The organism is Brevundimonas sp. GN22 (assembly GCF_054824005.1).
This window is the reverse complement of sequence record NZ_JSYD01000051.1, coordinates 1-19,896: the sequence shown is the minus strand read 5'-3', so window position 1 is coordinate 19,896 and position 19,896 is coordinate 1. Positions and strand designations below refer to the sequence as shown.

The 19,896-nt window shown below is 62.0% G+C and carries 23 protein-coding genes; 2 read left to right on the top strand and 21 right to left on the bottom strand.

The window, feature by feature from the left end:
- Positions 1 to 10 precede the first annotated feature (10 nt).
- From OB03_RS07985 to OB03_RS07965, 5 genes are all read right to left on the bottom strand, one after another.
- Positions 11 to 760, bottom strand: coding sequence for a response regulator transcription factor (locus OB03_RS07985; protein WP_242915443.1), 750 nt, complete (start codon positions 758 to 760; stop codon positions 11 to 13).
- Positions 761 to 849: 89 nt separating this feature from the next.
- Positions 850 to 1,869, bottom strand: coding sequence for a tetraacyldisaccharide 4'-kinase (gene lpxK, locus OB03_RS07980; RefSeq protein ID WP_242915445.1), 1,020 nt, complete (start codon positions 1,867 to 1,869; stop codon positions 850 to 852).
- On the bottom strand, positions 1,866 to 3,176 hold the full coding sequence (locus OB03_RS07975; protein ID WP_461343771.1) for a 3-deoxy-D-manno-octulosonic acid transferase: 1,311 nt from the start codon (positions 3,174 to 3,176) through the stop codon (positions 1,866 to 1,868). The genes lpxK and OB03_RS07975 overlap by 4 nt, the downstream gene beginning before the upstream one ends.
- Before the next feature lie 2 nt (positions 3,177 to 3,178).
- Complete coding sequence (locus OB03_RS07970) at positions 3,179 to 3,868, bottom strand: lysophospholipid acyltransferase family protein (protein WP_461343770.1); 690 nt, start codon at positions 3,866 to 3,868, stop codon at positions 3,179 to 3,181.
- Positions 3,865 to 5,715 (bottom strand): ABC transporter ATP-binding protein, encoded by a 1,851-nt coding sequence (locus OB03_RS07965; RefSeq protein WP_461343769.1) that lies wholly within the window; start codon positions 5,713 to 5,715, stop codon positions 3,865 to 3,867. The genes OB03_RS07970 and OB03_RS07965 overlap by 4 nt, the downstream gene beginning before the upstream one ends.
- A gap of 103 nt (positions 5,716 to 5,818) precedes the next feature.
- On the opposite strand from OB03_RS07965, the gene OB03_RS07960 reads away from it, so the two are divergent.
- Complete coding sequence (locus OB03_RS07960) at positions 5,819 to 6,484, top strand: fused DSP-PTPase phosphatase/NAD kinase-like protein (protein ID WP_242915453.1); 666 nt, start codon at positions 5,819 to 5,821, stop codon at positions 6,482 to 6,484.
- On the opposite strand, the gene OB03_RS07955 is transcribed toward OB03_RS07960, so the two are convergent.
- The 16 genes from OB03_RS07955 to OB03_RS07880 all read right to left on the bottom strand — a co-directional run bounded on the left by OB03_RS07955 (position 6,485) and on the right by OB03_RS07880 (position 19,640).
- Positions 6,485 to 6,709 (bottom strand): hypothetical protein, encoded by a 225-nt coding sequence (locus OB03_RS07955; protein ID WP_242915455.1) that lies wholly within the window; start codon positions 6,707 to 6,709, stop codon positions 6,485 to 6,487.
- Positions 6,710 to 6,806: 97 nt separating this feature from the next.
- The gene (locus OB03_RS07950) at positions 6,807 to 7,043 is read right to left on the bottom strand and encodes a DUF4170 domain-containing protein (protein WP_242915457.1); all 237 of its coding nucleotides are present in this window, start codon (positions 7,041 to 7,043) and stop codon (positions 6,807 to 6,809) included.
- A 29-nt stretch (positions 7,044 to 7,072) separates the two neighbouring features.
- The gene (locus tag OB03_RS07945) at positions 7,073 to 7,867 is read right to left on the bottom strand and encodes a 3'(2'),5'-bisphosphate nucleotidase CysQ (protein ID WP_242915459.1); all 795 of its coding nucleotides are present in this window, start codon (positions 7,865 to 7,867) and stop codon (positions 7,073 to 7,075) included.
- Positions 7,864 to 9,222: a TldD/PmbA family protein gene (locus OB03_RS07940; protein ID WP_461343768.1), complete on the bottom strand. Its 1,359-nt coding sequence runs from the start codon at positions 9,220 to 9,222 to the stop codon at positions 7,864 to 7,866. The genes OB03_RS07945 and OB03_RS07940 overlap by 4 nt, the downstream gene beginning before the upstream one ends.
- Positions 9,223 to 9,270: 48 nt before the next feature.
- Positions 9,271 to 9,786, bottom strand: coding sequence for a hypothetical protein (locus OB03_RS07935; protein ID WP_461343767.1), 516 nt, complete (start codon positions 9,784 to 9,786; stop codon positions 9,271 to 9,273).
- Positions 9,787 to 9,859: 73 nt separating this feature from the next.
- The gene (locus OB03_RS07930; RefSeq protein ID WP_461343766.1) at positions 9,860 to 10,303 is read right to left on the bottom strand and encodes a hypothetical protein; all 444 of its coding nucleotides are present in this window, start codon (positions 10,301 to 10,303) and stop codon (positions 9,860 to 9,862) included.
- A gap of 85 nt (positions 10,304 to 10,388) precedes the next feature.
- The gene (locus OB03_RS07925) at positions 10,389 to 10,787 is read right to left on the bottom strand and encodes an MAPEG family protein (protein ID WP_242915467.1); all 399 of its coding nucleotides are present in this window, start codon (positions 10,785 to 10,787) and stop codon (positions 10,389 to 10,391) included.
- Positions 10,787 to 12,616: a M14 family metallopeptidase gene (locus OB03_RS07920; RefSeq protein WP_461343765.1), complete on the bottom strand. Its 1,830-nt coding sequence runs from the start codon at positions 12,614 to 12,616 to the stop codon at positions 10,787 to 10,789. The genes OB03_RS07925 and OB03_RS07920 overlap by 1 nt, the downstream gene beginning before the upstream one ends.
- Before the next feature lie 128 nt (positions 12,617 to 12,744).
- Entirely contained in the window at positions 12,745 to 13,683 is a 939-nt protein-coding gene (locus OB03_RS07915; protein WP_461343764.1) for a DUF3829 domain-containing protein, read from the bottom strand.
- 129 nt (positions 13,684 to 13,812) lie between these two features.
- Positions 13,813 to 14,430: a hypothetical protein gene (locus OB03_RS07910; protein WP_242915473.1), complete on the bottom strand. Its 618-nt coding sequence runs from the start codon at positions 14,428 to 14,430 to the stop codon at positions 13,813 to 13,815.
- Between the two features lie 84 nt (positions 14,431 to 14,514).
- A complete protein-coding gene (locus tag OB03_RS07905; RefSeq protein ID WP_242915474.1) occupies positions 14,515 to 15,147 on the bottom strand; it encodes a hypothetical protein in 633 nt (210 codons plus the stop codon).
- 87 nt (positions 15,148 to 15,234) lie between these two features.
- Positions 15,235 to 15,774: a hypothetical protein gene (locus tag OB03_RS07900; protein WP_461343763.1), complete on the bottom strand. Its 540-nt coding sequence runs from the start codon at positions 15,772 to 15,774 to the stop codon at positions 15,235 to 15,237.
- A gap of 160 nt (positions 15,775 to 15,934) precedes the next feature.
- Positions 15,935 to 17,470, bottom strand: coding sequence for a UbiD family decarboxylase (locus OB03_RS07895; protein WP_461343762.1), 1,536 nt, complete (start codon positions 17,468 to 17,470; stop codon positions 15,935 to 15,937).
- 48 nt (positions 17,471 to 17,518) lie between these two features.
- Positions 17,519 to 17,767: a helix-turn-helix domain-containing protein gene (locus OB03_RS07890; protein WP_242915480.1), complete on the bottom strand. Its 249-nt coding sequence runs from the start codon at positions 17,765 to 17,767 to the stop codon at positions 17,519 to 17,521.
- A gap of 102 nt (positions 17,768 to 17,869) precedes the next feature.
- Entirely contained in the window at positions 17,870 to 18,706 is an 837-nt protein-coding gene (locus OB03_RS07885; protein ID WP_461343761.1) for an aldo/keto reductase, read from the bottom strand.
- Positions 18,707 to 18,743: 37 nt separating this feature from the next.
- Positions 18,744 to 19,640 (bottom strand): alpha/beta hydrolase family protein, encoded by an 897-nt coding sequence (locus OB03_RS07880; RefSeq protein WP_461343760.1) that lies wholly within the window; start codon positions 19,638 to 19,640, stop codon positions 18,744 to 18,746.
- Between the two features lie 40 nt (positions 19,641 to 19,680).
- Between OB03_RS07880 and OB03_RS07875 the strand changes: the two genes are divergently transcribed.
- A partial coding sequence (locus OB03_RS07875; protein WP_461343759.1) for a hypothetical protein occupies positions 19,681 to 19,896 on the top strand: 216 nt, incomplete at its 3' end.

Sequence of the window (19,896 nt, the reverse complement as noted above, 5' to 3'; positions counted from 1 at the left end):
TGTGATGATCTCAGTTGGTCGGCGCTGCATCGTCGGGTGCTGCCGCGACTTCGGCGTCAGGGTCTGCGTTCGCATTTGAGCGCTCCAGCCGGTAGCCATAGCTGTACACCGGGGTCAGTCGGTATCCCGTCTGCGGGCGGAGGTTCAGCTTCGAGCGAACGCGTGAAATGTGCATGTCCAGCGAGCGGCTATTGAGGTGCGGCTCGTTGCCCCAGATGGTCTCCAGCAAATAGGTGCGGGACAGGGCGCGATGCAGGTTGCGGAACAGCAGACGCGCCAGAGCGAACTCCTTGGGCGTCATGGTGATGGTCTCGCCGTCGCGCACGACCGTGGTCGTGCTCATATTGAAGACGATGTCGTCATAGACCTCGCGCTCGGCAGGAGCTCCCAGATGCTCGTAGGCGCGGCGCAGAAGAGCGCGCACACGGGCCTCGAGGACTATGGGGGATATCGGCTTGGCGAGATAGTCGTCCGCACCGGCGTTCAATGCCGCGACGATATCGCTGTCTTCGACACGGCTGGTGACCAGAAGCATGGGCGGCGGGGGCGTCAGATTGGCGCGTACCCAGCCGACGATTTCGATGCCCGAGCGGTCCGGAAGGTTCCAGTCCACAATCAGCAGGTCGAAGGTGTCGCGCCGGAGTGCCGAGATGAGGGCATGCCCGCGTGAGAAGGTGGATGGGCGAAAGCCCGCCTTCTCAACTATTTGAGAAATCGCCTGCAGCTGGACCTGATCATCATCAAGGACCGCGATTTTCATTGGCATAAACTCTCAGTTCCGCATGGGGGGAAGTAACTATAACGGATTGAAAGCTTAGTAGTGTCTAATGGATACGGTAAATTGTAAATTTAGGTTGGCGCTATCACATTGTCGGCAACCAACCACTTGGTAAAACCGGCCGGATCGTCAAAGCGTGCATTTAATGGCCAAGCTTGAATACTTTCGCGCTTTTCCGGTGACAGTCGAACCCAGTCTTTTTCGGTCGTGACCAGACCTGCATCGAAAACTTTCGCGCGTTCTTTCAAGAAGTTAAATTGATCCTTCGTCAGGATGGCGTGATCCGGCAAAGGTACGAAATCCTTGAGATCACACCCTGCCGCGATCAACGAGCGCTCGACCTTCCAGGGTTTCGCAATGCCGGCAAAGCCGACTTGGGGACCCGCTGGCGGGGCAGAAATAGCCGCCAGGCGGGCAGTGAAGACAGGAAGATCACCGAATACAGCAATCAACTCGGGGTCTGCTTTATCCAAATCAGTCGGCAGGAGGACAATTACAGCGTCCGCACGCGCAAGACCTGCGGCAATCGGCTCGCGCATGGGACCGGATGGGAAGACGGAACCATCTCCAAACGGCCATTCGTCATTACGGGTCTCGCCATCGACCACAATCAGGCTGATGTCCTTGATGAGGGACGGGTTCTGATGGCCATCATCCATGACCAGATAGTCGGCTCCGGCGGCGACAGCGGCCTTGGCACCCGCGACACGATCACGGCTGATAACCACCATGCCGTCTTGGGCCAGCATCAGGGGTTCGTCGCCAACGTCCTCGGCGGAGTGGGTGTCCAAGTCGACAACCACAGGACCCTCCAGCTTACCACCGTAACCCCGCGATAGTGCCGACGGAGCGTGCCCCTGCTCACGCAGTAAGCGGAGGATCTCGCGGGTGATCGGCGTCTTGCCAGAGCCGCCCACCGTCAGATTACCGACCGAGATCACGGGAATACCGGGGGCATAGCCCTTGGTATTGGCAATCTTGCGTGCGGTCACGCCCGCCCAGACCCACGACAGGGGCTTGAGTGCCATGCGGGTGATCGGGGCGTGGCTGCGATCGCGGGTGTACCACCAGCGCGGGGTGTTTAGTTTCATCGGGGACGTCTCCGCTCCGGCTTGGGGGCGGGGGGGAGGTGGGCCTGAAGAGCCAGCCACAGTCGATCCAGACCCGCAGAGGCTTCATTGGCCGCGCGGCGGGCGCGCTCGCCCATGGCGCGGGCCCCGTCCGGATCTTTAAGTAGCGGTTCAATAAGATCGCGCAATTCGTCGGGGGCCAGCACGCTGACCAGCCCGCCTGAGTGTTTGAGCATACGGTTGACCTGCTGCCAGTTGGCCGCGTCGGGTCCGCTGAAAGTCGGCTTGCCCAGTCGGGCAGGCTCCAGCGGATTGTGCCCGCCCACGCTGCCTCCACTGAGCGCCGGAGCGAACGAGCCGCCCAGCACCACCACGTCGGACAGGCGCATAAAGAGGCCTAACTCGCCCAGGGTGTCGGCGAGGTAGAGATCAATCCCGTCTTCGATATCGCCGCCCACGCAGCGCCGGGTCAGCTTCCAGCCGTCCAGTTGCAACTCTTCGACAATCTCGGGCGCACGTTCGGGATGGCGAGGCACAACGACAAGCAGCAGGCGCGGAACCAGAGCCTTCAGTGCCTTGGCAAGCGCCCGTTCCTCGTTCTCGTGGGTCGAAGCGATCACGATCACGGGGCGATCCCCGATCAGGCCCGAAAGACGCGAGAACTCGGCGCGGTCGTAAGGCAGTGGCTCGCCGGAAAGCTTGAGGTTGACCATGCCGTCCACGCGGCCACCCATGGAGGTCAGGCGCTCTGCGCCCTCCTGATCCTGGGGCCAGACGTGGGCGAAGGCGGACATCAGGGTGCGGGCCATGCCCGGAGCCTTTTGCCAGCCTTCCAGCGTGTGAGAGGTGATCCGTGCACTGACCAGAGCCAACGGTATGCGGCGGTCACGAGCAGCCATGATCAGGTTCGGCCACAGCTCGCTCTCGACGAAAATGCCGATCTGGGGCTGCCAGTGATCCAGGAAGGCAGACACGGCGGACGGGCCATCGACGGGCGCGAACTGGTGGATCACGCCTTGGGGGAGGCGCGGGGTAATGACCTCTGCCGAGGTCAGGGTTCCGGTGGTGACCAGAACGGTGACGTCGGGCCGGTCTTTACGGATGCGTTCGGCCAGCGGAAGGATCGACAAGGCTTCGCCGACGCTGACGCCGTGTATCCAGATGAGCGGACCGGCGGGGCGGCGCAGGCTGGCCATGCCCAGTCGTTCATCGACGCGGGTCGGGCTTTCCTTGCCCTTCTTGACGCGGCTGTCCAGCAGGCGCGGTGCTAGGGGTTCAAGAAGGCGGGTGCCGAGACGATAGGCCATAAGAGCGGGGCTGAAGCTCACGGTCAGACGCGCTCCAGTCCGGTGATTTCGTCTGCGCGGGCTTCGGCTGCGGTCATGCGGGCGGTCCATTCCGCCGCGACTTCAGACACATCGGCACCTTGGGGGAAGTCGGCCCTGTCCCACACGAAAGCGCCCTTGGCGAAGGGCAGGGGGATCAGGGCGCGGTCCCAACTTTTCAGGCGGATAGCAGGTTTTGCCGATGCGCCGAGGATAAGCACGGGTGCCCCCGACATTCGCGCCATGACAGGCAGGCCCTCGGCCATGGTTCGCGCAGGGCCACGGGGGCCGTCGGGCGTGATGGCCAGACCTCCCTTTGCCTTCAGGTATTTCAGACCGTCACGCAGGGCTTGGGTACCGCCTTTGGCGGTGGCCTTCTTGTCTTTGTTGGAGGCGGAGCCGCGCACTGCCGGAATGCCCAGTCTGGCGACGGCCTTGGCGATGAACTCACCGTCCGCGGACAACGAAATCATGGCGCGCGGGGGTTGGGCGCGATCCATTGGCCACGAGCCGGCTGCAAGGCCCAGACGCGAATGCCAGAAAGCGATCAACACGCCGCTGTCCTGTGCCCAAACGTCTTCGGCAACCTGCTCGTTTTCGCGGGTCCAGCGCGTGGTCGCATAGCAAAAACGCAGCCATTCAGAGAACAGCCACGCAATCGAGCGCTGGATCAACGGGTGGCGCAGGGGCCTCATGCGCCGGTCTCGTCAGGCAGAAGGTCCATGGGGGCGTCGAGCGACTGTTGACGCGCGAGGCGGGCGTAAAGGCCCGAAGTCGCGATCAGGTCGTCGTGGGTGCCTTGTTCGAGCACCTTGCCAGCCGAAATCACATAGATGCGGTCGGCGTTACGCACGGTGGAAAGACGGTGCGCGATCATCAGCGTGGCGCGGCCTTCCATCAGGCGGTCCAGCGCCTGTTGAACCAGAGCCTCGCTCTCGGTGTCCAGCGCGCTGGTGGCTTCATCGAGCAGCAGGATCGGGGCATTCTTGAGGAAGGCGCGGGCGATGGCGATACGCTGGCGTTGGCCGCCGGACAGGCGGGCACCGGCCTCGCCGACGCGGGTCTGATAGCCCTGAGGCAGGCCGAGGATGAACTCGTGGGCCGCCGCAGCACGGGCCGCCTCGATGATCTGTTCTTCGGTGGCGGCCTCGCGCCCATAGGCGATGTTGGCGGCGATAGTGTCGTCGAACAGGAACGGCTCCTGCGTCACCAGAGCGATCTGGTCGCGCAGGGATGACAGGCTGAGATCGCGCAGATCAATGCCGTTTGCGGTGATGCGTCCGCTCGTCACATCATAGAACCGCGGCAGCAGGCTGAGGATGGTGGACTTGCCACCACCCGATGGACCGACCAGCGCCACCGTCTCGCCCGGCGAGACCTTTAGGTTCACGCCGTTCAGCGTTGGTACGAGCCCGTTGGCAGTGGAATAGGCGAACTCGACGTTGTGGAATTCGATCTCGACAGGACCGGCGGGCAGGGATTGCGGGTTCGCCTGTTCGCGGATTTCAGGCTGGATATCGAGTGCTGTGAACAGGCGACGCGCGGCGGTCATGCCTTCGGACATGACGGTCGTCAGGTTGGACAGCTGGCGCAGCGACTGACCTGCCAACATCAGCATGCCGATGAAGGCCGCAAAGCCGCCCACGGACATCTGGCCCTTGCTGGCGCTCCAGCCGGCATAGCCAATGACCGCGGCGACGATGGAATAGGCAATGATATCGGAAGCCGGACCGGCGAAGGCGCGGCTGTCGGCACCTTTGATGACGTGGCGCTGGCGGCGGTCGATGACGGCGGCGACATTGGCCTCTTCAGCCTGTTCGCGGTTTTCGATCTTGATGACGCGCACGCCGTCCAGATTTTCCATCAGGGCGGAGGAAAGCACCTCGGTTTCGGCCATGGCCCCCTTGGCGGCCTTGCGCGAGCGCTTGCCGAACTTGCGCATCACCAGACTGACGCCCGGTACGCCCAGAAGCACGATCAGCGTCAGCGGCAGGTCGATGAAGCCCATCGCTACCATCACGCCGACCACGATCAGCACGTTCTGGGTGTAGTTCACCACGCCGTTGGTGAAGGCTTCACGCACCAGATTGGCGTCGAACAGCACCGACGAGACGAAGGTGCCCGAATGCTGGTTACGCAGACGCGACAGGTCGGCGTTGATCATGCGCGAGAAGAGCTGCTTCTGGATGTCACCGACGATGCCGTGGCCCAGCCGGTTCACCAGTGCAGCCTGTCCCGCCATCGTCAGGGATCGGGCGATGGAAAGGGCGATGATAACGCCTGGAACGAGCGCGATCAGCCACTGGGGCTGGACTGTGAAGACGTTCAGAAAACGGACAGGGCCCGGATGGGGCTGGAACAACAGGTCGATGGCCGGTTCAAGAAAACGCAACAGCCCCGCCGTCAGCGCACCGGCGCAGATCGCCAGACCGATCGACGAAAAGAACGCCACCTTGTGATGCGATAGATAGTCGCGCCACAGACGCTTCAGGAGCTGACCAAGCGGCTGGTCTTTGTCGTTGTGGTGAGCGGGGCTATTCATTTTACTTCGGTCGGACGACTGGGGCTGTGTGTCAAGCGGCTTGGCTTGACGCGGCGAACGTGTGAGGGATGACGGCAGCGTTCGCGAAGGTTATCTGACGCTTATGTCGTTTCCCGATCTGTCCTCGCCTTATGACCGTTTCAAGGTCTTGTGGTCCTATTTCTGGGGCGACCACGCGTTTATCCGGCTGAGTTTCACAAATGCCCACTGGATTGATGCAAACTTGGTACGCAGCAATCAGCCGTCTCCGCGCCAACTGGCGTGGTGGAAGCGTCAGGGCATTCGCACAGTTATCAATCTGCGCGGAGTACGCGACGAGCCCTATTACTGGCTGGAGCGGGACGCTTGCGAGAAACTGGGCCTGAAGCTGGTGGATGCTCCGCTGGACTCGCGTGATGCACCGACGCTGGACCGCATCGAGAATGCCAAGCTGATTTTCGAAACGATTGAGTATCCGGCCCTAATCCACTGCAAGTCGGGCGCAGATCGCGCCGGGCTGATGGCGGCGCTGTATCGGTACTTCAGGCTGGGACAGCCAATGGGCGTCGCCAAGTCCGAACTGAGCCGCCGCACCCTGCACAACCGCGAGGGCAAGACGGGCGTGCTGGACCACGTTCTGGAGACTTATGCCGCGGAGGCAGAGCCCAAGGGAATAGGGCTGCTGGAGTGGATGGGCTGCAAAGCCTATTGCCCCGTAGAGACGACGCGGACCTTCCGGGCCAAATGGTGGGGCGATCTGCTGGTCGAGCGGATTCTCCGCCGCGAGTAATCAGCCCCAAGGGCCAGCTTTTTCTTTCTCGTCGGGCTGCGGTGCGGGTTCAGACGTGTGACGGGCACGCTCCGCGTCGATGCGTTCCTGACGCTCCAGAAGCTTTCGATCCAGTTCGTCGTCCTGGGCGCGTTTGTTGCGCAGGATCATGACCCACATCACCAGCACCATCATCATCGACACCAGCGCGCCGATGCCTGCTCCGTCCATTATGGGTGTGGTCATGGGATGGCTCCAATGCAGTTGAGCGAACCACCATACGTCAAGGGCGGCTGAAGCCCTAGCCCCAGCCGCCCTTGTCAGGATCGTATCTGATCGACGCTTATGCGTCGCCGCGCGGATCGATCAGTTTGTGCGCGTGCAGAATGAAGTAGCGCATGTGGGCGTTATCGACAGTCGCCTGGGCGCGTGCCTTCCAGGCAGCCTTGGCTTCGTCGTAGGAACCGAAAGCGCCGACGAACTCGACTTCCTTCAGGTCGCGGAAGGTCGGTTCCGACGGATGACGCATTTCACCACCGATGACGAGGTGAAGCAGTTGAGTTTCGAGCTTGTCAGCCATGGAGAGGGGCCCATTGCACAGGAGAGGGGTCAGAAGGTGAGCGGGATAGGCGCTGTCCGCCGGATTATCAACGGGTGCAATGCCGGTGCGGCGCAAATCATGCTCGTTTGTCGCGGATCGTGGCGATTAAACCGCCACTTTTGGCCTTTGTGGTCACTAACGACTGCTCCGGCCTCCTGGGCGATAAGCGATCCGGCGCAAACATCCCAGTCCCACTTTGGGCTGATAGCGATGGCGGCATCGAACGCTCCGGCGGCAACGAGGGCCATGCGATAGGCCAAAGCGTTGCGTTTGGAGAAGTTCATATGGGGCCACGGCTCGTCCCATTCGCGGGCTTCCATCAGACGGGCGTCGGCGAGAAGTTCGGCCTCTTCTAGCTGGCGGGTGTCGGATGCAGTGATGGGGCGGCCCTGAAGACGGGCACCGCCGCCGAGTGTGGCCTCGAACATCTCGCCCAGCATCGGGGCATAGATGGCGGCGGCGATAGGCTCGCCGTCCTCTACGACCGCGATGGGGGTGCACCACCACGGTTTGTTGCGCATGAAGGCCGAGGTGCCATCAATCGGATCGACCACGAAGATGCGCTTTTTAGAGAGGCGGTCGGTGGTGTCTGCGGTCTCTTCTGACAGCCAGCCGTAATCGGGGCGGGCACCCAGCAGGCGTTCTTTGAGGAAGGTATCGACCGCCAGATCGGCGTCGGTCACCGGAGAGGCGTTTTCCTTGGACCAGACCTTCAGCCCGGCGTCGCGATAGTCGAGCGCCATCTGGCCTGCGTCGAACGCGGCCTGACGGATAAGCTGAAGGTCTTGGTCCAGAGAGGTCATTTGCCCGCGATGGCTACCTTGTCGAACAGCAGCGACGGGACGTTGAACGCATTACGGAACTCAAGGTCGCCGGCACGTTGCAGGCGGGCGTAAAGCTCGATCAGATTGCCAGCGACTGTGACCTCGCTGACCGGATAGGCGCGTTCGCCGTTTTCGAACCAGAAGCCTGACACACCGGCAGACCAGTCGCCGGTGTTGCCGTTCAGCGAAGGGCCAAACATGGAGGTAATCAGCAGGCCGGTGCCCGCCGAGGCCATCAGGTCGTCCAGATTGCCTTCACCAGCCGTCAGATGGACATTGTGGGCCGAAACACCCGACGGGCCGACCAGACCGCGCGAGGCGTGACCCGTCGAGGTCATGCCCAGTTGCGCCGCCGATGACGTGTTCAGCAGCCACGTGGTCAGGCGACCATCTTCGACAAGGTTGCGCTTTTCGACGCGGACGCCCTCGTCATCGAACGGGGTCGAGCCTTGGCCGCGCACACGGAAGGGATCGTCCACAAGGTCCATCCGTTGCGGCAGAACCAGTTCGTTCAGCTTGTCCTTCAGGAAGGACGAACCCCGCGCAATCGACGGACCCGAGATGGCCCCCAGCAGCGGAGACAGGACTTGGGTGGCGATACGGTTTTCAAAGATGACGGGTGCGGTGGTCGAGGCGATCTTGCGCGCGCCCACACGGGCGACGGCGCGTTCGCCCGCTTTTTGACCGATCTCTTCGGGCGATGGCAGGTCCGAGAAGTGGCGCAGCGAGCGGCTTTCGCCACCGCGCTCCATCGCGCCATCCTTTTCGGCGATGACGCCTGCTCCGACCGAGAAGACGCTGCCGCGATAGTTGCCGACAAAGCCGTGCGAGGTGACCAGTTGCCACTCGCTGGACATCCAGGAGGAGTCGCCACCCTCCGAGCGCGACACGCCCGGCACGGCCATAGCTGCGGCCTCGGCGGCGACGGCGGCGGCTTCTAGCTGTTCGGCGCTGCGGTCGGTGGAATCGTACAGGTCCAGATCGGCGTGCGGGCCGTGGGCCAGCAGCTCTTCGGGTGCCAGCGACGCATAGGGGTCTTCGGGCGCGAGGCGGGCCATGGCGATGGCGCGCTCGACCAGACGGCCACGGGTGGCATCGGACAAGTCGGACGACGACACGGTCGCCTGACGCTTGCCGATGAAGACGCGCAGGCCAAGGTCGGTGGATTCCTCCCGCTCGACTTCCTCCAGCGCCGTGTTGCGTACACCGACAGCCAGCGAGGCGCGGCGAGCGGTTGCAGCTTCGGCGGCGTCGGCTCCGGCCTTGAGGGCAGCAGAGACGAGATCGTGCAGCATGGAAGGATCGGGCGAGGCGGAGGGCGTCGATGCGGACATGCACCGGATATGGCCGACGCGCCTTACAACCGCAACATCTAACGCGGCTTACTCAGGCGTCTGCGGCGCGGTCCAGCATGACTTCAGGGTGTTGTTCGCCATCTTCGTCCATTCGGCGACCATGCCTGCCGTGGCTGAGACGCTATAGTCGGCAAAGCTTCCATCAGCTTGACGGCCTCGCCCCCAGACGGTGTAGGTCGCGGCCTCTGTCGGCGGCCCTTTGGGCCGCGGCCACAGGATGCGGGGCTGAGGGCGGGGGCCGAGGTACGGCACGCGGATGGATCCGATGGAATAGTCGTTGAGGGTCTCCAATACACTGCGCATGGCAGGACAGTCAGCCTCGGTCAGCCACGTAATCTGTTCTCGACCATTCGGGATGACCAGCGAGCGTCGTGCCACCCACTGGGCGTTATCTCCCCAACCGCGCGTATAGAATTCTACGGCCCACGGGCCGCTATCGGCGATGGCGTATCCCGCTTCAAAACTAAGATCTCTTGGGGCGGGTGTCGTAAAATCAGGGAAGATGAACGGCGTGACCGCCTGCAATACGGCGACAAGGTACATGATCGAACTCCGGAGACGCGGAGATCGACCGTAGGCAGGTGTTCGGCTTTCTCAAAGCTTGGCTGGTCGAACTTCAGCGAGGTTGAGGCGACGTCAGCGGTTCGGTCCGAATGAAACGTCCCAGCCGGATCGCTTCCGGGTCCGTCCCCGGAGGTGGCGGAGGGTAGGAGCATTCTCGAATCCAGAGCCGCTCTCGTGCGTGGAACTCCGCGACGGCTTGGTCATAATCTTGCTGCAACTGGGTGTCGCGGAGCGAGTTTAGAAACTCTTCATCACGGGACTTTCGTGCATTCGTATAGAGTGCGACGGCTTCTGGATTGCAGAGCGGAACAACGGCGATCTGGTATTGCTTTACCGTCTCACGAAAGATAGCCCGATCCATATCGGTAAGTTGCAGGATCGTCGGCGCACATGCGGAAGCGCTGACTGCTATCCAGAGCGATAAGCCGATTAAGCCACCGAGTTTTGAACGACTGGCCATCTCGCTCTCCAACGCACGAACATTGGTCAGGAACAAGATGACATTAAGTCCGCGCGAGTGGCGTAAACTTGGGTAAAGGCACTAATCTACATCTAGTGCGTCTATAAAAAGCTCATCCGTCCTACAGTACCGACCACGCGATCAGGCTGATACCGGCGATGAGCATGGACAGCCATGTCAGGGTCATGCCTGCGGCACGGGCGAGAGACAGGCCGGGGAGGTAGAGGACGGCTCCGGCGTGGATCAGGCGACCGGCGAACATCAGACCGCCGACCAGATGGATCAGGGCAGGCGGGGTGTCGAGAAACGCCAGTAGGATCAGGCCGCACAGTCCGGCGGGGATGTATTCGGTTGCATTGCCGAAGGCGCGCACGGCGACGGACAGATCGCTCTGTCCGCCATCGCCAAAGGGAATGCGCAAGCTGCGGCGGCGCCCCGCTGCCAGTCCGGAAAGGACAAACAGCAGCAGGATCAGCAATCCGCCCCACAGGGCCGCGGCCTGAATGGTCGAGGGGACCATCAGTTTTCGCGCGCCACGGGATAGAGCAGGTAGCGCTGGTCGTAGAAGGGCGTGCGCTCATAGAACCAAGCCAGACGGGCGTGCGGGTTGGCGGCAAACTCCGGCTCGGCGGCCAGTTTGGCCTCGAACGCGGCCTTGAGGGCCGGATCGGCGGCCAGCATCTTATCGGCCAGCGGGGCGATAGCGTAGGGCTCGATGTATTCCACGCGGCTCAGCACTTCGAGGAACATGCCCCATGCGAAATAGCTTTCGCGGGACTGGGGCTCCAGCGCCAGCATGACCAGATCGCCCAAAGGCTGATCGGTCGAAACGCGGACCGAACCGGGGGCGAAGGTCCAGTTGGTGGCCTGTTCGGTCACGCCGTCGATACGGACTTCGACGTGGCCTTCGTTGGCGCGGGTGGTCAGCTTGGGGTTCTGGACACGCAGCATGGTGACATCGACGGCGGTCGGCGCATCCACGCGGGTCATCTCGATGCCAGAGGCGGCCAGACGCTCGATGATGTCGGTGCGATAGGCGGGGACCCAGTAGGCTTTCGGGCGCTTCAGTTCCAGCGTCGGACGCGAGCCGTACCACGGCATCGACCACAGTTCCGGATCAGCCTCGCCCAGCCAGCGGACTTCCTTGCGGCCCGAGGCGGCGCTTTCGACCATTTCGTATTTGATGCCTTTGAACGGCGCATACTCGGTCGGTTGATCAACCTGAACGAAGTTGGCTTGCAGGACTTCGGGGCGCAGGGCGCGGTCGGCGGCGATGGCGGCGCGAACCTCGGCCACGCGCTCTGCCATGACCTTCAAAGTCTCTTCGATGAAGACATAGGTGCCCAGCACGCGCTGGTCGTGCGGCTTCAGGCTGTGGTTCTCGATCAGGATGGTCGGGATGTGGGCCGCATCACCCCAGCCGTTCGAGAAACGCTCGCCCAGACCACCGTCGTTCAGGCCCGCACGAGGATCGTCGTCGTCGATGCCGAAGACCAGTTCGCCGGGGATGTGGCCGTTGTCTTCCAGCGCCTTGTAGATCGAGGGCTTGAAGCCTTCGTTCAGCCACTCGGCGATGGCGGGCGAGCGGGTGAAGGTTTCATCCTCGCCGGTGAAGCCGAAGGTGACGTCGTACTGATAGTCCATCCCGTCGGTGACGTGGACGTCGACGTAGATGTCGGGGTTGTACTTCAGGATCAGGCCACGGACAGCGCGCATCTCGGGCTGATCGAGCTTGAGGTAGTCGCGGTTCAGGTTCTGGTTGGTGCCGGTGTTGCGCCAGCCTTGGATGCGCGGGCCACGTTGGTTCGGGCGCGAATAGGCGCTGGCGCGTTCATGGCCGTCGACGCTGAGGATCGGGATCAGGATCAGGTTGGCACCGTCCAGCAGGTGATCCTTGCCGTAGAAGGCAATGTCACGTAGCAGCATCATGCCAGCGTCCTTGCCGTCGATCTCGCCGGGGTGGATGCCGGCCTGAATGAGCACGGTCGGCTTGGCCGGATCGAACTGTGCGCCATCTTTCGAGGCGATCACGGCATAGATGTCGCGGCCTTCCGGCGAGGTGCCGAAGCTCTCGATGCGGATCAGGTCAGACGCGGCGTCCAGACGGTCGAACCATGCGCGGGTGTCGGCATAGTTCGGGCTGAAGTTCAGCTCTGGGTCCTGTTCAAAGCCCGAGGCCCACGGATCGCTGGCAGGGCGCAGCAGCGCGCGCGATGCGCCGTTCCACTGGGGCACGGGCGGCAGGAAGGCCTGATCCCACGGTGCGGTATTCTTGATCGGAGCGTTCTCGGACATGGCAGGACTCGACATCAGGGCGACCATCACGGCCGCAAGGGTAACCCGTCGCATAACACCCCTCCAACAGGCGACTTGAGGGCCATTCTTTTAGGCCTGTTTGCCGCCGATGCCAGTGCCGGATACGAAAAAGCCCCCGACGCCGTGGGCATCGGGGGCTTTCTTGAAAGTGCGAGCGCGGGTTAGCCCGGCATTTCGATGTCGTCCATCTCGCCGATGGCGCGGTTGTAGTAATCCACCACGCTCTCGAGGTCGGAGTTGCTGTTGCTCTGCTTATAGTCGAGCCAGTTGCCGATCAGGGATTCCAGATAGCCAACCAGGGAGTTGATATCAGACTTATTGGTGGCGTCGGCGGCAAGGCCTTGCTCGGTCTGGCGCAGCTTGGTCACTGCGGCTTGGAACTTCGGCAGTTGGGCGTCGGCGTCTGCGATTTTTTCCTCGATCACAGCGGTGGTGAAGTGGTCTGCCAGATACATGGCTTCGACAACGTCAGCTTCGGTGTTGTGGCCCGACTTGCGGAAGTCGACGATGCGCTTTTCCGCGACGTCGCGCTGATATTTGGTGATCGCGACGTCCAGTTCGTCGATGGCGGCGAGCGTGGCGGTGTAGTTGGCGATCAGGCTTTCGTGCGCAGCCTTGCCCTTGGCCAGAGCATCTTCGCGATAGGCGCGCGACGAGTAGTAGGGAGCCAGTTCTTTCCACTGCGCCAGCAGCTTGTCGCCGTTCGCGATCACCTTGTCAGCGGCCGCATCCGCAGCGTTCGACGAGGCGTTTCCGCTCATGGCGCGCGCTTCTTTGATTGCCTTCAGTGCGGAATCGAGGGTGGTGATGTTTTCAAAGAAGTGGATGTTCGCATCAGGCGACTTGGACGGCAGATCCAGCTCCTGATAGCGGACGTAGTTCTTTTGAACGCCCCAGTTGTCGTCGATCAGCTTGTTGAAGCCTTCGACGTAACCGTTGAACTTTTCGGTAGCGTCGCCGCCCTTGGCAGCATCGACCACGTTTTCGAGCGGGTTACCCTTGGTTTCGCCTTCACCCTTGCCTTGGCCACAGGCGGCCAGCGACAGGGTGGCTACGCAGACGGCAGCCAGCAGTGCGCCGCGATTTTTAATGTTCATCATACTCTAGGAACCTCCCCAGCACCGGCCACACGGGTCGCCGGTTAAACAATGGGTAAGGAACGTCGGTCGCCGTCGGGGAGTTCGGCGAGGCGCGGCGGAATAAGTGCGAAACTTTGTAAAGTTGAAGGCTTAGCGCCACTCTTCTGGCAGGGGGGCACCCTCGTCAGGTAGGGGGCCAACGGCCAGCCCGTTCTGACGGCGAAGCTCGCGGATCCGGTCCGGCGGCGTCGCAACGAAGCTTTCCTGAAGGTCGCGGGCGTAGGTTGCGCGCGTGGAGGCGATCAGCTCGGCCCACTGGGGCTCGGTCACCCCCTCGGGCATTCGGCTCCACAACGGCAGCTTGGCCTCATAGCTGATAGCCCGCTCGGAAATCTCGTACATCAGTTCCGGATCGGAGAAGATCCAGCCGTTGATGGTTGTGCCAACGCTCTGGTTGATGGCGGCGCGGGGTTCCGAAAAGCCGGATTCGGCGACGGCCCACGGCTCGGTACGAATTTGCCAGACATAGTACCAGAACGCAGCCTGCAGCCTGTTGCCGACGGACCATTGCTCCGACGCCACATAGATCAGGTTGAGCGGCGAGACGCTGTCCAGATTGGCCAGAACAAAGTCCGCGCTAGGGGGAGCTTCAGCCTCGGGGGCGGCTTCCTGAACGACAGGCGGTGCGGCTGCAATGGCAGCCGACGATGCCGTGGGCAGCAGCAAGGCCGCGCACGTCGCTGTTGCGCAGAGGGTCTGTTTGAACATGAGGCCGTTCCTTTGATCGAAGTGCGGTTTCGATTCTCAAAGATCACAGATATGCGCGGGCTTGCCTACCCACGCCGGGGACCCTTAACGCCAGTCCTCGCGAAGCGGGCTGCCCGGCTCTTTGAAAGGCCCGATATATTGGCCAAGGGCGGCGCGCTGTTGGTTGATGGCCTCGATCTCGCCCGGCTGCAGGCTGGAGACGTGTTGTTCTTTCAGGTCCTTGCGGGATTGGGCGACCGTGGCGTCCCAGTCCTGCTGTGACATGCGCGAGGGTTTGAGCGGAGAAAGAGGAAGCTTCGCCTCATAGGCATGAGCGCGGTCGAGCAGTTCCACATAGTGCGTCAAATCGCTGGCGGCCCATTCGCCAATTTTCAGCGCAAACTGGCCCCCCATGACATCGCGCACGACGTCGAACTCCCAGTCATCGCGAACCCATGGATCGGTCCGGATAATCCAGATGCGGTACCAGAATGCCGCCTTAAGACGGTCACCGCGCTCCCAATATTGGCGAACGGCACAGATCAGCGCCATCGGATGGACTTCGTCCGCCTTGGCGACAAGGTCCTCGGGTGGGCCATTAAAGTCGGTATCGCAGAAGTCTTGTTCGCCAGCTTCGCGTTCGATATCGGCAGCGCGCGGGGCGTCAGGCAGGCTGAGACTGGCCCCGACTATCGTCAGGGTGACGAGTATGCCTTTGAGCAGGTGGGCGAACATCATGGCGACAACTCTCCGGCCCAAAGCGAGCCAACCCCGAACGCTTGGTCGGGATGGAGGTTCATTGCCAAGGATGGCGAAACTAAGGGCCTATTCGGCGGTCAAAGCCGGAGCCCATCCGCCGGCCTGTATCAACAGTGTTGCCGAGTTGGAGACCTGCCACATGCTGTAAAGCAGCACCACAATCAGCGCGATTTTTACCACCTTACGGGAGCGGGCAAAGGCGGCGGTAGCCGAACAGCCAATGAAGAAGGCGACACCGACCCACAGCCTCACCGAGCTGGCAAGGCGAGCAAACTCGGCGTTGCCTTGGGCCAACAACAGCATGAATGTCGCAACCATCAGGTTCGCAGCCAGAATGCAGACGAAGACCGTCTTGCGATGTGTCCAGAAATGCTGGTCCAGATCGACTTTATCGGTTTCGGTTTCCGTAAGGCGGGGGAAGGTGACGCTGGCAGCGATATAGAAGGTCGAGGTGATCACCAGTCCGAAGACGAGCAGGGACAAGTTGAACGGCGCGCCCCGGAAGATAATCCAGGCTTGATTCCAGAAGGTCGCGATATCGATAGCGACAAACAGCGCCAAAGCCGGTGTCAGCCATCCAAAGCGTACGCGATTGCGTTCGTGCAAAATGCGAGCAAAGCCGCCGACCAGTTCAGCGACACACAGGCCCAGTAACAGGCCGTAGAAGCTGAAGAAGAACTCGAACGCACTCTTGGCCCCTCCGCGGTGCAGGCTTTAAATGTCAGTGGGCGCAACACCCCTCGCGCCGCGCCCGCTGTTCCGGTCGTTAGTCTTTCTTCCAGATCGGGGTGCCATCGCCGGGCAGGCCCAGCTTGTCCCAGATGTCGTTGACGCGCTCGATGACGTCGTCGTCCATCTGGATAACCTCGCCCCATTCGCGCTTGGTCTCGGGTTCCCATTTGTCAGTGGCGTCGAGGCCGATCTTGGAGCCCAGACCGCTCTCGGGCGATGCGAAGTCCAGATAATCGATCGGAGTGCCCTCGATGACGGTGATGTCGCGCGCGGGGTCCATCTTGGTGGAGATGGCCCACATGACGTCCTTCCAGTCGCGGGCGTTCACGTCGTGATCCACGACGATGATCCACTTGGTGTACATGAACTGACGCAGGAACGACCAGCAGCCCATCATCACGCGCTTGGCGTGACCGGGGTAGGCCTTCTTCATCGACACCACGGCGATGCGGTAGGAGCAGCCTTCCGGCGGCAGCCAGAAGTCGACGATCTCGGGGAACTGCTGTTGCAGCAGCGGGATGAAGACCTCGTTCAGCGCCTCGCCCAGCACTGACGGCTCATCCGGCGGACGACCCGTGAAGGTGGTCAGATAGATCGGGTCCTTGCGCATTGCGATGGCGGTGACCTGGAAGACGGGGAAGGTCTCGACCGAGTTGTAGTAACCGGTGTGATCGCCATACGGACCTTCGGGATGGTGCTCGTCAAGCAGGACGTGGCCTTCCAGAACGATCTCGGCTTGGGCGGGGACCATCAGCGGCACGGTCTTGCACGGCACCAGCTCGGCCTTTTCGCCGCGCATCAGGCCAGCGAACTGATATTCCGACAGGGTTTCCGGCACTGGTGTCACAGCGGCCAGAATGGTGCCGGGGTCAGCACCCAGAACCACGGCGCAGGGTAGGGGCTCGCGCTTGCCGGCCTTCTTGTGGCGGGCATAGTGCTGCGCGCCACCACGGTGGGCCAGCCAGCGCATGATGGTCTTGTCCTTGCCCAGCACCTGCATGCGGTAGATGCCGAGGTTGAAGTCGTCTTCGCGATCGTCGCTCGGGCCCTTGGTGACCACGAGGCCCCAAGTAATTAGCGGCGCAGGCTCACCCGGCCAGCACGACTGGATCGGCAGTTTGGTCAGGTCGATATCGTCGCCGGTCAGAACGACCTCCTGGACCGGAGCCTTCTTCACGGTCTTGGGACGCATCGACATGACGGTTTTGGCCAGCGGCAGCATTTCCATCGCTTCGCCAAGGCCGCGCGGCGGGACCGGATTTTTCAGGAAGGCCAGCAGTTTGCCAACTTCGCGCAACTCACCGGTGGTGGTGCGCTGTTTGTTTTCCAGCGTCACGCCCATAGCCACGCGTTTGACCGTGCCGAACAGGTTTACAAGGCAGGGGATAGGGCTGACCGAGCCGTCGGGCATGACGGGCTTTTCAAAGATCACAGCCGGTCCGCCGTTACGCAGCAGGCGGGTCTGGATCTCGGTCATTTCCAGCACGGTAGAGACGGGTTCGGATACGCGAACCAGTTCGCCCTGTGCTTCCAGCTGATCGATGAAATCGCGAAGGGATTTGTAGGCCATAAGCGTGGATTAGGCGGCATTGCGCCGTCTGTCACCTGTGGCTTTGCGTCAGTGGGCCGGAGTGTCTGTAACCAAGGCCCAGATGGGCAGGCGAAGGGCACGGGTGGTGGCATCCAGTTCGGCACTGTTCAGGTGGCGGCGGCCCGCTTCGATCATGCGAACATCGGCGGCGCTGAGGTGCAGCAGAGCGGCCAGTTCGTTGTGATCCATGCCCCGGCGATCGCGCCATCGCTTTACGCGGGCACCTACGATCAGGTCGACGGGGTCAGTCGCCGGAAAACCCAGTATCGAACCCATGACGTCCCTCCCAGAACGGTCGTTGCAGGGTACGCAAGGTGTCACTTCGGGGAGGGTGCGCGTGATTGCCCGTTTCGTCCAATCACGCGCTCGGGAGCAGATTTAAGTGGCGTCCCACCTGAAGGCGGGATCGAGGTGGTCACCGACGCGGTAACCGCTGGCCAGTGTGGCCATGCGGGCGATTTCGTCATCGGTCAGGGCAAAGTCGAAGACGTCGAAGTTTTCGCGGGCGCGGGCTTCGCTGGCAGTCTTGGGGATAGCGATGATGCCTTGCTGGATGATCCAGCGCAGGGTCACTTGTCCGGGGGTCTTGCCGTACTTCTCTGCGATCTCGACGACAACGGGCTCGTCCAGAACCTTGCCGCGCGCCAGAGGCGACCACGCCGTTAGGGACGAACCAAGTTCCGAAGCCTTGGCCTTGAGCGCGTTGATGCTCAGCAGCGGGTGGTATTCCATTTGGTTGGTGACCAGTTTGGCAGGCGACAGATCTTGTGCCTCTTGCCACAGGGCCGACGGATAGTTGGACAGGCCGATGGCGCGGGTCAGGCCCCTGTCCTTCGCTTCGTTAAGCGCGGCGATGGTTTCGCTGAGTTCCGGCTGGGGCTTGGGCCAGTGTAGCAACAGCAGGTCAGGGGTGGAGCCTAGACGCTCGGCGCTTTCTTCGGCCTGTTTGAGCAGGGCGTCGCGGGTCAGGTTGGTGACCCAGATCTTGGTCGTCAGGAAGAAGTCGTCGCGGGCCACGCCAGCGTCCTTGATGCCCTGGCCGACCTCGGTCTCGTTGTCATAGATGAAGGCCGTGTCGATATGGCGATAGCCAATACGCAGAGCCTCGGTGACCATTCGGCGGGCGTCGTCGCCCTTCAGTTGCCATGTACCGAAACCCAGTAGGGGGATTTCAAAACCGTCGATGCTGACGGTGGGCTGGGTTCCATAGGCCATGACTGTAATCCGTTGCACAGAAGAGGGTGTGAAGGATTTAGGCAGCGGAGGCAGCGGCCGGAAGGTCTTGCTCGAACCAGTCGAGGATTTCCTGCCACAAAGGCTCCATGCCTTTTCGGAACGCACCCTCGTGACCGATCTTCGCGCGGCCATAGTCGGAGGGCGATTTCATAACGCTCTGTTGAGGGGCCGAAGAATAGGCGCTCATCAGAACCGGTGCGGATTTGGCCGTCGCGATAGGATCGTCGGTAAACAGCCATGAGCGGATTGGGCTACGAACCGCATCATAGCCATGGGGTCCGAGTGCACCGCTGCGGAGTTCGGAAAGGAAATAATCCGGCTTCTGACACCAGCGTTTCCACGTCGAGAACACCCGTCCGGGCAGGTCGGTGCCCGCCCAGAGCTTGCCCTGTTTGATATAGCCGTGACGGCGCAAATGGGCGGGGCCAAAGCCGAACCAGAAGAACAGCTCCATCGGATTATAGCGGCGGTGGTGGTGGGGCCAGTAACCGGAGCCTACCGACACGAAGGCATGGCGGCGGATGAGGTCTTGGTTGGGCATGAAGCCGATGAAGCTGCCGCCTACGCTGTGGCCGACGTGATAGACAGGCAGGTCAGGGGCGTCTGCGATCAGGGCCTTGAGTGCAGCGGGTTGATCCAGCCGGCCCCAGTCGGGGTAGTCAACGTCAAAGCCCTTGAGCGTCTCGGGGGCGGATGCCGCAATACCGCGATAGTCATAGGTCAGGACCACGGCTCCGCGCTGGGCCATCCAGTGTGCGAAGCGCTCGTAGAAGCCCTGCGGATAGGCTGTGCCGGAGGACACCAGAATAGCCATCTGCGGCGGTGCCCCGCGATAGAGACGGCCCGCCAACAGGTATCCATCCTTGGCCGCAAACCGGATATCGCTCTTTTCGACTTGGGGTATGGCGTTCACCGGCGGCCGTCCTGAGGTCAGTTCTTATTCGAAACGGACTATGGTTGCCGTGCTGCATGGCGTCAAGCGCGGCATCTGTGCCACGCCGTTGCCGCAATTCGGAAAGGGATGGTTTTTTCCGCAGCTTGCGACCTTGGCAGCATGCCCCTCGGCACCCACTGTAAAGGTCCAGACACAGACCGGAGAGCCGATGCCCCATACAGACAGCCTCATTGTGACTTTGGTTGGCGGCTTTGTGCTGGCGTTTGTGTTCGGC

Excerpts from the sequence above, each read along its gene's own strand:
- OB03_RS07895 (WP_461343762.1), bottom strand. The coding sequence starts at position 17,470 with ATGGCCTACAAATCCCTTCGCGATTTCATCGATCAGCTGGAAGCACAG.
- OB03_RS07910 (WP_242915473.1), bottom strand. The coding sequence starts at position 14,430 with ATGTTCAAACAGACCCTCTGCGCAACAGCGACGTGCGCGGCCTTGCTG.
- OB03_RS07890 (WP_242915480.1), bottom strand. The coding sequence starts at position 17,767 with ATGGGTTCGATACTGGGTTTTCCGGCGACTGACCCCGTCGACCTGATC.
- OB03_RS07915 (WP_461343764.1), bottom strand. The coding sequence starts at position 13,683 with ATGATGAACATTAAAAATCGCGGCGCACTGCTGGCTGCCGTCTGCGTA.
- OB03_RS07965 (WP_461343769.1), bottom strand. The coding sequence starts at position 5,715 with ATGAATAGCCCCGCTCACCACAACGACAAAGACCAGCCGCTTGGTCAG.
- OB03_RS07985 (WP_242915443.1), bottom strand. The coding sequence starts at position 760 with ATGAAAATCGCGGTCCTTGATGATGATCAGGTCCAGCTGCAGGCGATT.
- OB03_RS07940 (WP_461343768.1), bottom strand. The coding sequence starts at position 9,222 with ATGTCCGCATCGACGCCCTCCGCCTCGCCCGATCCTTCCATGCTGCAC.
- OB03_RS07935 (WP_461343767.1), bottom strand. The coding sequence starts at position 9,786 with ATGTACCTTGTCGCCGTATTGCAGGCGGTCACGCCGTTCATCTTCCCT.
- OB03_RS07955 (WP_242915455.1), bottom strand. The coding sequence starts at position 6,709 with ATGACCACACCCATAATGGACGGAGCAGGCATCGGCGCGCTGGTGTCG.
- lpxK (WP_242915445.1), bottom strand. The coding sequence starts at position 1,869 with ATGAAACTAAACACCCCGCGCTGGTGGTACACCCGCGATCGCAGCCAC.
- OB03_RS07885 (WP_461343761.1), bottom strand. The coding sequence starts at position 18,706 with ATGGCCTATGGAACCCAGCCCACCGTCAGCATCGACGGTTTTGAAATC.
- OB03_RS07905 (WP_242915474.1), bottom strand. The coding sequence starts at position 15,147 with ATGATGTTCGCCCACCTGCTCAAAGGCATACTCGTCACCCTGACGATA.
- OB03_RS07970 (WP_461343770.1), bottom strand. The coding sequence starts at position 3,868 with ATGAGGCCCCTGCGCCACCCGTTGATCCAGCGCTCGATTGCGTGGCTG.
- OB03_RS07925 (WP_242915467.1), bottom strand. The coding sequence starts at position 10,787 with ATGGTCCCCTCGACCATTCAGGCCGCGGCCCTGTGGGGCGGATTGCTG.
- OB03_RS07920 (WP_461343765.1), bottom strand. The coding sequence starts at position 12,616 with ATGCGACGGGTTACCCTTGCGGCCGTGATGGTCGCCCTGATGTCGAGT.
- OB03_RS07945 (WP_242915459.1), bottom strand. The coding sequence starts at position 7,867 with ATGACCTCTCTGGACCAAGACCTTCAGCTTATCCGTCAGGCCGCGTTC.
- OB03_RS07960 (WP_242915453.1), top strand. The coding sequence starts at position 5,819 with ATGTCGTTTCCCGATCTGTCCTCGCCTTATGACCGTTTCAAGGTCTTG.
- OB03_RS07950 (WP_242915457.1), bottom strand. The coding sequence starts at position 7,043 with ATGGCTGACAAGCTCGAAACTCAACTGCTTCACCTCGTCATCGGTGGT.